At 35.8% G+C, this 14,600-nt stretch carries 13 protein-coding genes; 11 read left to right on the top strand and 2 right to left on the bottom strand.

Features of this window, described 5'->3' with window-relative positions:
• Positions 1 to 145: 145 nt before the first annotated feature.
• The 5 genes from MKS83_RS01645 to kdpA all read left to right on the top strand — a co-directional run bounded on the left by MKS83_RS01645 (position 146) and on the right by kdpA (position 4,481).
• On the top strand, positions 146 to 505 hold the full coding sequence (locus MKS83_RS01645) for a hypothetical protein (RefSeq protein ID WP_240581700.1): 360 nt from the start codon (positions 146 to 148) through the stop codon (positions 503 to 505).
• Positions 506 to 516: 11 nt separating this feature from the next.
• Entirely contained in the window at positions 517 to 651 is a 135-nt protein-coding gene (locus MKS83_RS22225) for a hypothetical protein (protein WP_262916676.1), read from the top strand.
• Between the two features lie 162 nt (positions 652 to 813).
• Complete coding sequence (locus tag MKS83_RS01650; RefSeq protein ID WP_240581701.1) at positions 814 to 2,163, top strand: sigma-54-dependent transcriptional regulator; 1,350 nt, start codon at positions 814 to 816, stop codon at positions 2,161 to 2,163.
• A gap of 362 nt (positions 2,164 to 2,525) precedes the next feature.
• Positions 2,526 to 2,603 carry a potassium-transporting ATPase subunit F gene (locus MKS83_RS22280; RefSeq protein ID WP_081999161.1) on the top strand — a complete coding sequence of 26 codons (78 nt, stop codon included), beginning with the start codon at positions 2,526 to 2,528 and terminating at the stop codon, positions 2,601 to 2,603.
• Between the two features lie 180 nt (positions 2,604 to 2,783).
• The gene (gene kdpA / locus MKS83_RS01655) at positions 2,784 to 4,481 is read left to right on the top strand and encodes a potassium-transporting ATPase subunit KdpA (protein WP_240581702.1); all 1,698 of its coding nucleotides are present in this window, start codon (positions 2,784 to 2,786) and stop codon (positions 4,479 to 4,481) included.
• Positions 4,482 to 4,556: 75 nt separating this feature from the next.
• On the opposite strand, the gene MKS83_RS01660 is transcribed toward kdpA, so the two are convergent.
• A complete protein-coding gene (locus tag MKS83_RS01660; RefSeq protein WP_240581703.1) occupies positions 4,557 to 4,913 on the bottom strand; it encodes a four helix bundle protein in 357 nt (118 codons plus the stop codon).
• A gap of 98 nt (positions 4,914 to 5,011) precedes the next feature.
• Between MKS83_RS01660 and kdpB the strand changes: the two genes are divergently transcribed.
• The 6 genes from kdpB (at position 5,012) to MKS83_RS01690 (ending at position 12,676) form a co-directional block, all read left to right on the top strand.
• Positions 5,012 to 7,036: a potassium-transporting ATPase subunit KdpB gene (gene kdpB / locus MKS83_RS01665; RefSeq protein ID WP_240581704.1), complete on the top strand. Its 2,025-nt coding sequence runs from the start codon at positions 5,012 to 5,014 to the stop codon at positions 7,034 to 7,036.
• 114 nt (positions 7,037 to 7,150) lie between these two features.
• Positions 7,151 to 7,711, top strand: coding sequence for a K(+)-transporting ATPase subunit C (locus MKS83_RS01670; protein ID WP_240581705.1), 561 nt, complete (start codon positions 7,151 to 7,153; stop codon positions 7,709 to 7,711).
• Positions 7,712 to 7,759: 48 nt separating this feature from the next.
• Positions 7,760 to 8,845, top strand: coding sequence for a porin (locus MKS83_RS01675; protein WP_240581706.1), 1,086 nt, complete (start codon positions 7,760 to 7,762; stop codon positions 8,843 to 8,845).
• A 105-nt stretch (positions 8,846 to 8,950) separates the two neighbouring features.
• On the top strand, positions 8,951 to 9,805 hold the full coding sequence (locus MKS83_RS01680) for a DUF389 domain-containing protein (RefSeq protein WP_240581707.1): 855 nt from the start codon (positions 8,951 to 8,953) through the stop codon (positions 9,803 to 9,805).
• A 25-nt stretch (positions 9,806 to 9,830) separates the two neighbouring features.
• Positions 9,831 to 10,955 carry a sensor protein KdpD gene (locus tag MKS83_RS01685; protein WP_410679638.1) on the top strand — a complete coding sequence of 375 codons (1,125 nt, stop codon included), beginning with the start codon at positions 9,831 to 9,833 and terminating at the stop codon, positions 10,953 to 10,955.
• Entirely contained in the window at positions 10,952 to 12,676 is a 1,725-nt protein-coding gene (locus MKS83_RS01690; protein ID WP_240581709.1) for an ATP-binding protein, read from the top strand. The genes MKS83_RS01685 and MKS83_RS01690 overlap by 4 nt, the downstream gene beginning before the upstream one ends.
• Positions 12,677 to 12,717: 41 nt before the next feature.
• Here MKS83_RS01690 and MKS83_RS01695 read toward each other — a convergent pair whose 3' ends face one another.
• On the bottom strand, positions 12,718 to 14,562 hold the full coding sequence (locus MKS83_RS01695) for a chloride channel protein (RefSeq protein WP_240581710.1): 1,845 nt from the start codon (positions 14,560 to 14,562) through the stop codon (positions 12,718 to 12,720).
• Positions 14,563 to 14,600 lie beyond the last annotated feature (38 nt).

Consider the following 14,600-nt stretch of genomic DNA (forward strand, 5'->3'; position numbering starts at 1 on the left):
TTGATAAAAAGACTATCGTTTTGATAGTCTTTTTTATTTCTTATCATGATAGATTTGAATATAACTGTTTGATTTTCAAATTATAATTTTCGATTATCGAAAAAGGAATATAAATTGGCATCAATGATTCAAAATAATTCTAAAAATGAATCATACAGAAGCAATACAGGAAATCGTAAAAGTAATTCCGGAATCAGAAGAAGAGTTTAAAGATACCTTTAGAACCAGAAACTCTTTTATGGTGATTAATGTTTTCACAAAACAAATTAAAAAACTGATTGGTAAAAAAGATCAGAAAGTTTTAATTCTTTGTCTTAATAAAATGAACGAGATGTATAAAAAAGGAGATCAGGCATTGAAAAATGCGATAGAATCTGTTTTTATCTATTCTTTAGACAGTCTTACGTTTACCTGTGACAAAGCATACAAAAATCTGATTTTTGAAAAAATCCCTGTGCCTTTGAAAAATGCTTACCTACACCAAGTTTATAAATCAGGAATTTAAAATATTAGACTATGAAAATAAGAAAACACGGAAGTTGGGAACAGTGGAAAAAGACTTCCAAATTACACGGGTTAGAGGTTTTTGCTACCCATATCATTGTGATTGTGGGAGTATTTGTGATTGCAGCAATCATGCAGTATATGTAATTATTTCGCAGTTAATTTTGTTAGTATTGATAAACAGCAGGCCAATTTTCCAGTCTGCTGATTTTTTATTTGTAGACCTGTCTTCAAAAAATGTAGCTAAATTTTTCATAAAAAGAAAAATCAGGAAAAGATAATTTTAAATTTGTAAATAAAATAAAAGCAGTGAGTAAAATACTGGTTATTGACGACGAAGAAAAAATAAGAACCTTATTATCCAAAATTTTAAGCCTTGAAGGGTTTGAAGTGTTTCAGGCTTCAGATCTTGCAAACGCCAAAAAGAGATTAGAATTTAGCGATATTGATGTGGTGGTTTGCGATGTAAAATTACCGGATGGAAGTGGGGTTGATTTCGTTAAAAAAATAAAGGAGAAATATGATGTCGTTGAAGTTATTCTATTAACAGCTTTTGGTAATATCCCTGATGGCGTTCAGGCGATTAAAAATGGTGCGTTTGATTATATAACAAAGGGAGATGATAACAATAAAATCATTCCATTGGTATATAAAGCACTGGAAAAAGCCTCTTTAAATAAACGTATTTCCCAACTGGAAAGACAATTGGGAGATAGGCATTCATTTGATTCAATCGTCGGACATTCAAAAAAACTTAAGCTTGCCATTGAGTCAGCGAAAAAAGTGGCCGTTACTGATGCAACCGTTTTATTGACAGGAGAAACAGGAACGGGAAAAGAAGTTTTTGCCAATGCCATTCACAATGCCAGCAAAAGAACAAAATATAACTTTATCGCGATCAACTGTTCAGCTTTCAGTAAAGAGTTGCTGGAAAATGAATTATTCGGACATAAAGCAGGAGCTTTTACTGGAGCCGTAAAAGACTCAAAAGGGATTTTTGAAGAAGCGAATAACGGAACTGTTTTTCTGGATGAGATCGGTGAAATGCCTTTAGATCTTCAGGCAAAACTTCTTCGTGTGTTAGAATCCGGAGAGTTTTTAAAAGTAGGGGACAATAAACCTACTAAAATTGATGTCCGAATCATTGCAGCGACCAATCGTGATCTTGAAAAAGAAATTGAAGAAGGTAATTTTAGAGAAGATCTTTATTACAGAATCAATATTTTTACAATGACTCTGCCTCCGCTTCGTGAGAGAATTAATGATATTGAAGATTTAGCATATAGCTTTTTAAAAAAATTTTCGATGAAGATTGGAAAGAAGATTTCAGAACTTTCCCCTGAATATTTGGAAGCCCTTAAAAAGCATCCTTGGAAAGGAAACATTCGTGAATTAAGAAATATTATTGAAAGAAGTATTATTCTGACAGAAGGAGATCATTTACAAATAGAATCATTGCCTTATGATTTTCAGAATCTAAATGAAGAAAAAGTAAAAGGAAAAATCCTGTCGGCTTTTGAGCTTGCCAGTGCAGAAAAAATTCATATTCAAAAAGTTCTTAATTATACAAACGGAAATAAAACGGAAACCGCCCGACTACTCAATATAGCATTAACCACATTGTACAGAAAGCTTTCAGAATACGGGATCAGTTCATAGGATAACCCTTTCAAAATACTATTAAAACCCTTTCGTTTTGAAAGGGTTTTTCTTTTTGTATGTGGATTGTTTTAATTTTAATGAATTGAAATTTAGTTGGTTATATTTTTTTATCCTTCACGGTCTTATTATTGAGAATATTCTGGCATACAATAAAACTTTTGGTATGCAAAACTGGAAATTAAAAATAATAAAAAGGTTTAAACCTTGGCATTTACTCTTGCTTCTTTACGGCTCAATTATGTTTGTAGGACTTGCGATAAAAATTTTTTAATATAAAAAACAATGACAACTATCTTAACACTTACGGGTTTAGTACTGTTTGTACTATTCTTTCTAACCATTAAATCTTTTGAAAAAATATGACCGCATTATTCGTTATTGCCATTGCCGTATTTGCCTATGTATGCTACGTTTTGGTAAAACCAGAAAAATTCTAAAAAATGATTATGACTCCAAATACTAAAAAAAGTTTGAAGGACTGGCTGACCTTAATTTTTTGGACGTCCTTCGTGATAGCCTTTATTTATCTGGTAATATTCGTTAAAGGTTTAGCTTTAACATAAAACACCACCACATCACAAACAGATAAACTATACAATAAAATTATTATTAAAAAAATGAATACAGAAATTACAGGAATTGTTCTGATGTATGCTTTAGTGGTTTTGCTTGCAATTCCTCTGGGAAGATATATTGGCAAGATCTTTACCAAAGAAAAAACCTGGCTGGATGGAATACTTAATCCTATCGACAAAATTTTTTACAAAATTTCCGGTGTAGACCCTGAAAAGGAAATGAACTGGAAACAACATCTTGCAGCATTACTGACCATAAATGTTGTTTGGTTTTTAATCTCAATGTTTGTCCTTACCAATATGAGCTGGCTGCCTCTGAATCCGGATCATAACCCATCCATGAGTGGAGATTTGGCATTTAATACTTCAGTAAGTTTTGTTACGAATACCAACCTACAGCATTATTCCGGGGAAACAGGGATGTCATATTTAGGACAATTGGTTTTAATGCTTTGGCAGTTTATCTCTGCAGGGTGCGGTATTGCTATTGCTGCCGTAGTTTTTGTTGCAATGAAAGAAAGAGCAACTGACAAATTAGGAAACTTTTACTTCTTTTTTGTAAGAAGCTGTACCAGAGTTTTATTACCGATTGCCATTGTGGTGGCTACATTATTAGCATTTAACGGAACACCGATGACATTTGAAGGTAAAGACACAATAACCAATTTACAAGGTGATAAAATTGAAGTCAGCCGTGGTCCGGTTGCTGCATTTACAGCCATAAAACATTTGGGAACCAACGGAGGTGGGTTTTTTGGACCTAACTCGGCGCATCCTTTCGAAAACCCGAATTATTTTACCAACATAGTAGAAATAGTAACTCAAATGCTGATTCCTTTGGCGATGGTTTTTGCTATGGGGTATGTTTTGAGAAGAAAAAAACTGGCTTGGACTGTTTTTGGAGTAATGACCATAGGATTTTTACTCCTTACGATTCCTACAGTCATTTCAGAAGTAAATGGAAACCCAGCGATTGCTCATATGGGAATTTCTCAGAACATGGGAAATATGGAAGGCAAGGAAGTACGTTTCGGATCTGCAGCATCTGCCTATTGGAGTATTGCCACAACGGTGATTTCTACAGGAAGTGTCAACTCTATGCATGATAGTTTTATGCCTTTAAGCGGAATGAATCAATTGTTGGGAATGATGGTAAACTGTTTCTACGGAGGTGTGGGAGTTGGTTTTTTAAACTTCTATATTTTCATCATCCTTGCCGTTTTTATCAGTGGACTAATGGTAGGAAGAACACCAGAATTTTTAGGAAAGAAAATTGAAGCCAGAGAAATGAAAATAGCCATGATTATCGCGCTTCTTCATCCTTTTTTGATTCTTTCAGGTACAGCGATGGCGAGTTATCTGTATTCTCAGAATCCCGAAACATTCGCAAGCTGGCTGAATAATCCTGGTTATCACGGTTTCAGCGAAATGCTTTACGAATTTACCTCATCGAGTGCCAACAATGGAAGTGGCTTTGAAGGATTGGGAGATAACACTCCTTTCTGGAATATCGCCTGTGGAATTGTCATGTTGATGGCTAGATACTTACCAATTATTGGTCCGGTTGCCATTGCAGGAAGTCTTGCCGCTAAAAAATACATTCCTGAAAGTGCAGGAACACTAAAAACCGATACTTCAACATTCGGATTGATGGTATTTGCTGTAATTGCTATTGTAGCAGCATTGTCATTTTTCCCGGCATTGGCGCTGGGACCTATCGCAGAATATTTTTCTATGTAGGGAATGAGAAGTCAAAGGTAAGAGGTGAAAAGTAAGAAGTGGAATCACTACAGCTCACCTTTTACTTTTAGCTTCTCACTCACTAAGCAACTTTCGCTTCAAGCCATAAACGAGTTTTCCAATTAAATCAAGCTTATTGCTTAATAAATGGAATTCTTCGTTGGACAAAAATTCTAATTCAAATGAAATGATTAATAAAGTATCGAGTTCTGCAATAGATCCAATGGATATGTCAAGAAAACGGACAAATTCCTTTTTGCTGGTTCTTGCAGCTCCTTCTGCAATATTTAAAGGAATGGATAATGCAGCCCGCCGCATTTGTGAAGTGGTGCCAAAAAGTTCTTCTTTAGGAAAAGATTTGGTAACAAGATATACTTCTTTAATTAAAGCAATACTATCACTCCACGCTTTTAAATTTCTATGGGGTTTCATCAAAATGTGTTTAAAAAATAAATATAAGTATAAAAACTTGAATGTGAATGATTTTTACTCTTTTCACATCTTACTTTCTACTTCTAACAAATAAAAAAATGAAAGGAAATAATAACAACTTGTTTCAGGCTGAATTAGTGAATGAAGCATTGAAACAATCATTTATAAAACTGCATCCGGCAAAAATGTTCCGTAATCCGGTTATGTTTATGGTGTATATCGGAACACTGGTAATGGCCGGAGTTTGTGTATGGATTGCAGCAGGTGAAACTTCCCAGGGAAGCCTTATCTATAATATCATTGTGACAGCAATACTGTTTATCACCCTTCTTTTTGCCAATTTTGCCGAAGCTATCGCCGAAGCAAGGGGAAAAGCTCAGGCAGATTCTTTAAGAAAAACAAGAGAAGAAACTCCTGCAAAAATGCTTTCGTCAAACGAAGAAATTACAATAGTACCTTCCAGCCAATTAAGAAAAGGGGATGTATTTATTTGTGAAACCGGAGATATCATTCCTTCTGACGGAGAAATTATTGAAGGGCTGGCTACGATCGATGAAAGTGCGATCACTGGAGAGAGTGCTCCCGTAATTCGTGAAGCAGGAGGGGATAAAAGTAGTGTAACCGGAGGCACAAAAGTACTTTCGGATAAAATTAAAGTAAAAGTTACTACAGAACCCGGAGAAAGTTTCTTAGATAAAATGATTGCTTTGGTTGAAGGTGCATCAAGACAGAAAACCCCGAATGAAATTGCCCTGACGATTCTCTTGGCCGGATTTACATTAGTATTTATCATTGTTACCGTGACGTTGAAACCATTTGGTGATTATGCTAATACACCGATTACTGTTGCGGCATTTATCTCCTTATTTGTTTGTTTGATTCCTACTACAATCGGAGGTTTACTATCGGCAATCGGTATTGCGGGAATGGACAGAGCGCTAAGAGCAAATGTAATTACCAAAAGTGGAAAAGCAGTTGAAACAGCAGGAGATATTGATGTTTTATTACTGGATAAAACCGGAACCATTACCATTGGAAACAGAAAAGCAACCCATTTTTATCCTGCTAACGGAATTGAGGAAAAGGCTTTAATAAAAGCGGCGGTTCTTAGTTCTATGGCGGATGAAACTCCGGAAGGAAAATCAATTGTAGAATTAGCAGGAATAAATCCTTCGATTTATGATGTGAAAGACCCTCAGTTCATTGGTTTTACGGCAGAAACAAGAAGCTCAGGTATTGATTATGAAAACACACGAATCAGAAAAGGGGCAACTGACGCAATTAAAAATATTGTTACCAATTCAGGCAATATATTCCCAGCGGAAGTTGAAGAAAAAGTCAGAGCTATTTCGCAAAACGGAGGAACACCGCTCGTGGTTTCAGAAAATGAAAAAGCTCTGGGAGTTATAGAATTACAGGACATTATTAAACCGGGGATTAAAGAACGTTTTGACCGTTTAAGAAAAATGGGGATCAAAACAGTGATGGTAACCGGAGATAATCCTTTGACTGCAAAATTCATTGCTGAAAAAGCAGGAGTTGATGATTTCATTGCGGAAGCAAAACCTGAAGATAAAATGAATTACATCAAAAAAGAGCAGACCGAAGGAAGGCTGGTTGCCATGATGGGAGACGGAACCAATGATGCTCCTGCTCTTGCTCAGGCAGATGTAGGTGTGGCGATGAACAGTGGAACACAGGCTGCAAAAGAAGCAGGGAATATGGTGGATCTGGATAATGACCCGACGAAGCTTATCGAAGTGGTAGAAATCGGGAAACAGTTATTGATGACGCGTGGAACATTAACCACTTTCAGTATTGCAAATGACGTTGCAAAATATTTTGCCATTGTTCCCGCCTTATTTATTGCTTCCATTCCTGCCTTACAAGGATTGAACATCATGAATCTTCATTCTCCGGAATCAGCGATTCTTTCAGCAGTCATTTTCAATGCGATTGTAATTCCGATGTTGATTCCCCTGGCTTTAAAAGGAGTTGCCTATAAACCAATCGGGGCAAGTGCACTTTTAAGAAGAAACCTTTTAATCTACGGTTTAGGAGGGGTTATCATTCCATTTATCGGGATTAAGATTATTGATTTATTAGTATCGATTTTTATTTAAGTAAAAAGTAAAAAGTAAAAAGTAAAAAGTAAAAAGTAAAAAGTAAAAAGTAAAAAGTAAAAAGCATATTGTTAAGCTTCCTACTTTTTACTTCTAACGTTTAACATCTTCATTATGAAACAAAATATATTACCAGCCATCAGACTAACACTTTTATGCGCTGTGTTTTTTTCAGGAATCTACACACTTTTCATTTTTGGAATCGCTCAGGCAGCACCTAATAACGGAAAAGGAGAAGTTATAGAATATAATGGCAAAAAGTATTATGCCAACATAGGTCAGAAATTTGATAGAGATGAATATTTCTGGTCACGCCCTTCAGCAGTAGATTATAATGCGGCAGGAGCAGGAGGAAGTAATAAAGGTCCGTCTAATCCGGATTATCTTAAAACGGTTCAGGAAAGAATTGATAATTTTATGAAGCATAATCCTGAGATTAAAAAATCAGAAATTCCCTCAGATCTTGTGACAGCAAGTGGAGGGGGATTAGATCCAAATATTTCTGTACAGGCCGCAAAAATTCAGGTAAAAAGAATTTCTAAAATCAGAAAGATCAATGAAAATAAAATTCAGGAATTAATAACATCCAATACAGAAAAACCGCTTCTCGGATTATTCGGGACTGAAAAAATCAATGTTTTAAAACTCAATATCGCATTAGACGGTTTGAAGTAAATTAAAAATGAAATCGAACAAACTTCGATATTTCAAATAGAAAAAATTATGGGTAAAAAAGTATCAATATTAACATTTTTAATGTTAGGAGCAGCTTCTACATTATATGCTCAGGAAGAAACAAAAAGTCCTTTAAAAATAAGCGGTTATGCTGAAGTATACTATCAATACGATTTTAATAATCCAAAAAACAATACAAGACCAGGCTTTGTCTATAGCCACAGCAGAAACAATGAAGTTAATTTAAATTTAGGTTTTGTAAAAGCAAACTATGAAACTGAAAAATTAAGAGCAAATGTTGCTTTAGGCGTAGGAACGTATATGAATTCCAATTATGCGGCAGAATCAGGTGTTTTAAAAAACATCTATGAAGCGAATGTTGGAGTGAAAATTTCAAAAAACAAAAATCTTTGGATTGATGCAGGAATACTTCCTTCCCATATTGGCTTTGAAAGTGCAGTAAGCAAAGACTGTTTTACTTTAACAAGAAGTATGTTAGCGGATAATTCTCCGTATTTCGAAAGCGGTGCCAAGATTTCTTATACCAGCGACAACGGAAAATGGTTTGTAAGCGGATTGGTACTGAACGGCTGGCAAAGAATTCAGCGTGTGGACGGAAACTCAACGGTAGCTTTCGGTCATCAGTTAACCTATAAGCCGAATGAAAAAATTACGCTGAACAGCAGCTCTTTCATTGGAAATGACAAGCCGGACAGCATAAGACAGATGAGGTATTTTCATAATTTGTACGGAAGTTTTCAGTTGAGTAAAAAATTTGCTTTAATCACCGGGTTTGACATCGGAGCCGAACAGAAGTCCAAAAGCAGCGATCAGTACAACATATGGTATTCACCGGTCATTATCGCGAAGTATTCTCCAACCGAAAAGCTAAGTTTTGCGGCAAGAGGAGAATATTACAGTGATGAAAAAGGAGTAATTATCGCTACCGGAACAGAAAATGGTTTCAAAACCTTCGGATATTCCCTGAATGCTGATTATTGGATCCTTCCTAATCTGGTTTGGAGAACGGAAATCAAAAATTTAAGCAGCAAAGATGATATTTTCCTGAACAGGGATAATAATCTTAAGAATAATGATCTTATGGCAGTAACATCACTGGCGGTGAGTTTTTAATTGTTCAAACCACTAAAAAATCCCTGCCGGGAAATCGGTCGGGGATTTTGTGATACGATGTACAATATGTGTGTAAATTTTCTAACTTTCCTTAAAAATATTTGAATGAAAAGATTCGACATTTTCAAGAGATACTTAGGGCAGCAGATTTACACAGCAAAAGAAGAGCACGAATGGGAAACGTACGGAGAAATAAAAGAAGGAGTAATCTTTAAAGGATTCAATCTCTGGATTTTGGGGTTTGCAATGATCATAGCATGTATTGGTCTTACCACAAATTCAATAAGTGCGGTAATCGGAGCTATGTTGATTTCTCCTTTAATGGGTCCGGTTATAGGATTTGCTTTCGGACTGGCAATTAATGACAGGAATCTGAGAATTGAGGGAGCCAGAAACTGGATTAAAATGACAGTAGTAAGCTTAGCTTCGGCAACTTTATTTTTTATAATTAATCCTTTTGATCATTCTACAGAACTGCTGGAAGCTTTTCAAAAAGCTTCAATTTTCGATATTTTCCTGGCATTTTTTGGTGGATTGGCAGGTTTTATCGGGATTGTAAAAAAAGAAGGCGTAAAAATCATTGCAGGGGTTGCTATTGCTACAGCTTGTATGCCTCCACTTTGTACAGCGGCATATGGAATTGCCCATCTTGATTTTGCCTATTTTATTGGTGGATTTTACTTTTATTTTATTAACTGTCTGTTTATAGGCTGGGCAACTTTTTTGCTGTCAAGGTATTTTAAATTTGAATCTATTACTAAAGACAAAGAGAAACCGTCTCTGAAGAATGTGCTTTTATGGGATTTGCTTCTGATTGTCATGCTGGTTCCCGGAATATGGATTGGATATCAGAAATGGAAAATAGAAGAAGATTCTCCACCACAGATGACGGATTCAGAAAAAATTCAGGCATTGGAAAAACGGATAGAAAGTTTGGAAAGGAATGTCAAAAAAAATTAAGTTAAAAACAATAAAAAAATACAATATGTCGGAAGACGGAAATTCTGCGGAAGACTTCCTTACTCTTATAAAAAATTCCAGAAGAGGAAAGTTTAAAGTATACATAGGAATGAGTGCCGGTGTGGGTAAAACGTATCGCATGCTGCAGGAAGCCCATGCTCTTTTAGAAAACGGAATTGATGTGAAAATCGGTTATATTGAAACACATAATCGTAAAGAAACCCATTCTTTATTGGATGGATTACCGATTATTCCTCGAAGAAAACTTTTCTACAAAGGAAAAGAACTGGAGGAGCTGGATGTTCAGGCTGTGTTGAATCTCCGCCCTGAAGTGGTGATTGTTGACGAATTGGCACATACCAATATCGAAGGCAGTAAAAATGAAAAACGGTGGCAGGACGTTATGGAAATTCTGGATTCCGGTATCAATGTGATTTCAGCGGTTAATATTCAGCATATCGAAAGTCTGAATGAAGAAGTAAAAAGTATTACCGATATAGAAGTAAAAGAAAGAATCCCGGATTCTATTCTTTCTATGGCAGATGAGGTTGTAAATATCGATTTAACAGCCGAAGAACTGATCAATAGATTAAAAGCCGGAAAAATTTATGATCAGACGAAAATCAATGCAGCACTGAATAACTTTTTTAAAGCTGAAAGTATTTTACAGCTTCGCGAGTTGGCTTTAAAAGAAGTGGCATCACAAGTTACACGAAAAGTAGAATCAGAAGTTACCATTCATAAAGCCATAAAAAAAGAAAGGTTTTTGGCGTGCATCAGTTCCAATGAAAAAACGGCTAAAAATGTAATACGGAAAACGGCAAGATTAGCCAATTATTACAATAGTCAGTGGTATCTGCTGTATGTTCAGATTCCCCGGGAAAGTTCAGATAAAATTGCTTTGGATAAGCAGCGTCATCTGATTAATAATTTTAAATTAGCTACAGAATTAGGAGCTGAGATTATAAAAGTGGAAAATACCAATGTTGCCCATGCTATTATGGAACAATGTGAAGAACGGAAAATTACAACAGTCTGTATTGGAAAACCTCATTTGAACTTATGGAAAATCATTCTGGCAACAGATACCTTCAATTCATTGTTGAATAAGCTGTCGCAGGAGAATATAGATTTGGTTATATTATCATGAAAATCAAAACAAAACTTAATATAGGGGTAGGCCTTTTGTTTATGATGATTATCGTACTGTCGGTTTTAAGCGGATGGTATATCAATCAGTTAAAACGGGATACCAATAACATTTTGGTAGCCAATTACAATACCCTGGAATATTCCAGAAATATGTTGTTGGCATTAGAAGAAATCAATTCGGATCCATTGGCTTTCGGAGTATTTGAAAAATATCTGGCCAAACAGCAGAAAAACGTTACGGAGCCTGGAGAAAGAGAAGCAACAGAAGAAGTGGTTACTCATTTTTCAGCCCTGAAAAAAGATACTCAAAACGCTTCGTTAAAATCCTCCATAAGAAAAGATATTGCCGAGCTCATGCAGCTTAATATGGCTGCCATTCAGCACAAAAGCAGCATTGCCGATGAAACCGCTAAAAATGCGATTGCAGTTATTTCCATTGTAGGAATGCTGTGTTTTTTGATGGCATTTATTTTAATGGTAAACCTTCCTTCCAATATCGCTGACCCGATTAGAATTTTAACACAGAGTATTAAGCAGATTGCCAATCAGAACTATAAAGAAAGAGTGCACTTTAAAAGCAACAGTGAGTTTGGCGAATTGGCAAGATCTTTTAATACCATGGCTGAGAAACTTCATGAATACTCAGAAAGTAAGCTGGAGAAAATTTTAAAAGGAAAAAAACGGATCGAAACCCTTATTGATAACATGCAGGATCCGGTGATCGGAATTGACGAAAATAAAAGAGTGCTCTTTGTAAATGATGAAGCTTTGAACATTACAGGTCTTAAGAAAGAAAATTTTGTCGGAAAGCTCATCCAGGATGTTGCGGTTACCAATGACCTGGTGAGAAGTATCATCAAAGATATCATCCATCCAGATGGAAAAACAGAAACTGAACCTATGAAAATCTATGCAGATGGAAAAGAGAGTTACTTTGAAAAAAATATTATTGATATTAATATTGTACCTACAGGGGAAGAAGACAGCCAGTTTATAGGGCAGGTAATTATGTTGCATAATATTACGCCGTTTAAAGAACTGGATCTTGCTAAGACCAATTTCATCGGAACAGTTTCTCATGAATTTAAAACGCCAATCTCATCAATAAAAATGGGATTGCAACTCCTCGAAAATGATAAAATAGGTGCACTGAATGAAGATCAGAAAAACCTCGTTAATGGAATTAAAGATGATGCGAACAGGCTATTGAAGATTACCGGGGAATTATTGGATATCACCCAATTGGAAAGTGGTTCGATCAAACTTAGCATAAAATCTTCCGAAGTATCCAAAATCGTTGAATATGCAATAGATGCCAATAAAGCTGCTGCGGAGCAGAAACAGATCAGAATTCTTGTGAACATCTCTCCTGAAGTTACAACTGTTTTAGCAGACAGTGAAAAAACGGCCTGGGTTCTTAATAACTTGCTTTCCAATGCTATACGTTATTCTTATGACAACTCTGATATTGCCATAGAGGTAAAAAAGATAGAAGATAAAATTATTTTTTCCGTTACGGATACGGGCCAGGGAATTGAACCTCAGTATATTTCAAAAGTATTTGACCGTTATTTCAGGATTCCGGGTGTAAAAAAGGAAGGAACAGGTCTGGGATTGAGTATAAGCAAAGAATTTATCGAATCTCAGGGTGGAGAAATTTTTGTAAAAAGTGAGTATGGAGCAGGAAGTACATTTGCTTTTATTTTAAAAGATCATTAAAAAAGCTTACCGTAAAAGTAAGCTCTTTTTATAGATCAGTTTTAATCTGAATATTCTTTCAGTAATTGCCTGTAGCTCATTAAAATTTTAGACTTGGATATAAATCCGACGAATCTATTGGTATCGTCTACTACAGGTAAATTCCAGACTCCGGTATCATCAAAGATCTGGAGAATTTCCAAAGGACGGTCTTCCTGATGAATCAGTGCAGGAGGGGTTTTCATAATCTCAGTAATTGTTACCGGGATTTTTTCAGCATTGAATAAATAAGGTCTGATATCGTCCAATGTAAGGATTCCGCGTAGTGTTTTTTGCTCATCAACGATGGCAAAAATATTTTTATCACCGTTTTTCACCAATTCAAAGAGATCATCAATAGGAGCACTTTCCAGAACCGACTGAGAATATCGATCAATAAACTCTTCTGTTTTTAAAGAAAATAAAATATTTTTATCATGCTTGTTGGTGAAGATTTTTCCCTGATCAGCCATTGATTTTAATTCTGGAGAAATAGGGGAGAACCATTTGGCAATAAGATAAGACAAAATAGAAACAATCATCAGCGGAATGAACAGATCATACCCGGAGCTAGATTCTGCAATCAAAAAAATTGCCGTTAACGGTGCATACATGACTCCGCTCATGGCTCCTGCCATTCCTACTAAAACAAGATTGGTGATCGGAACCTCTGTGAAGCCTATTTGCTGACAGATGATCGCAAATAAATAACCGACAGTTCCGCCTGCAAAAAGGGAAGGAGCAAAATTTCCTCCGTTTCCTCCGCTGAAAATGGTAAAAGAAGTGGCAAAGGCTTTTAATAAAAGAACCAAGACCAGAAAAATGATAATAGTGAGATCCTTAATCTCAAAATACCTGAAAAGACTGTTTTCAATAATTTTATGTGTATCTCCATTGGTAAAAGCCTTTACTGTTTCATAACCTTCTCCAAACAAAGGTGGAAAAAGTACACATAATAAGGAAAGAACAGCACCTCCAAACATGGCTTTTCTGAGACGGGACATCTGTAATCCTTTTATAAAATGCTCCACCTTCTGAGAAATAACAACAAAATATCTTGCATATAATCCAGTGATTATGCCTAAAACAAGATAATAAGGTACGTTACGATAGTTGAAAGCTTCTCTTGCATAAAACCTGAAAAGAACGTCTTCCTGAAGTAAAACTCTTGATAACAAACTCCCGCAAACGGCTGCAACCACCAAAGGAATAAAATCGGTGAACACAACCCCTGTGAGTAATATTTCAAAAGCAAACATAATTCCAGCAATCGGTGCATTGAATGCAGAAGCAATCCCCGCAGTTGCTCCGGCTGCTAATAAAAGGGTACGTTCTTTATAAGTTAGCCGGTAGGTTTGTGCATAATTGGAGCCTATTGCAGCTCCTGTTACAGCAATAGGACTTTCCAGACCGGCAGATCCTCCAAGTCCTACCGTTATTGCACTCTGAACAATTTGAGAATACATCTTAACCGATGAAACAATACTGGAGTTCTGTGCAATTTCGTATAATATGGCTCCGATCCCTTTTCTGTCCTGTCCTTTAAATAAAGTAAGAACAATGCTTGTTGTCAGAACAATTCCTAGAAACGGAAAAACAATGTAAAATAAAATCTGATACTCAAAATGAACTTTAGTAGTAATAAAATGATGAATACTGTGAACTAAAGTTTTTAGTAAAACCCCTGCCAAACCGGCTGTGCTTCCTACAAGAATTCCTGACAAAACAAGAAATTGATTTCTGCTGAGCCTGTTATTTAACCAATGGAGAATGAGTTCGTAGCTGCGTGCTTTTTCAAGTCCAAACTTTTGAAAGTCTCTTTTAAACTTTAAAAAGCTCAGTAATTTTTTTTTATTATGAATTTTCACCTGCTTAAATTTGGGGATATGCAATCAATAGAAATGTA

The organism is Chryseobacterium sp. Y16C (genome assembly GCF_022488405.1).
Taxonomy (GTDB): Bacteria; Bacteroidota; Bacteroidia; order Flavobacteriales; family Weeksellaceae; genus Chryseobacterium; species Chryseobacterium geocarposphaerae.

Bases quoted from the DNA above. Each gene is read 5' to 3' on its own strand.
- MKS83_RS01680 (WP_240581707.1), top strand. From the start codon at position 8,951: ATGAAAAGATTCGACATTTTCAAGAGATACTTAGGGCAGCAGATTTAC.
- MKS83_RS01670 (WP_240581705.1), top strand. From the start codon at position 7,151: ATGAAACAAAATATATTACCAGCCATCAGACTAACACTTTTATGCGCT.
- MKS83_RS22280 (WP_081999161.1), top strand. From the start codon at position 2,526: ATGACCGCATTATTCGTTATTGCCATTGCCGTATTTGCCTATGTATGC.
- MKS83_RS01685 (WP_410679638.1), top strand. From the start codon at position 9,831: ATGTCGGAAGACGGAAATTCTGCGGAAGACTTCCTTACTCTTATAAAA.
- kdpB (WP_240581704.1), top strand. From the start codon at position 5,012: ATGAAAGGAAATAATAACAACTTGTTTCAGGCTGAATTAGTGAATGAA.
- MKS83_RS01660 (WP_240581703.1), bottom strand. From the start codon at position 4,913: ATGAAACCCCATAGAAATTTAAAAGCGTGGAGTGATAGTATTGCTTTA.
- MKS83_RS01690 (WP_240581709.1), top strand. From the start codon at position 10,952: ATGAAAATCAAAACAAAACTTAATATAGGGGTAGGCCTTTTGTTTATG.
- kdpA (WP_240581702.1), top strand. From the start codon at position 2,784: ATGAATACAGAAATTACAGGAATTGTTCTGATGTATGCTTTAGTGGTT.
- MKS83_RS01675 (WP_240581706.1), top strand. From the start codon at position 7,760: ATGGGTAAAAAAGTATCAATATTAACATTTTTAATGTTAGGAGCAGCT.
- MKS83_RS22225 (WP_262916676.1), top strand. From the start codon at position 517: ATGAAAATAAGAAAACACGGAAGTTGGGAACAGTGGAAAAAGACTTCC.
- MKS83_RS01645 (WP_240581700.1), top strand. From the start codon at position 146: ATGAATCATACAGAAGCAATACAGGAAATCGTAAAAGTAATTCCGGAA.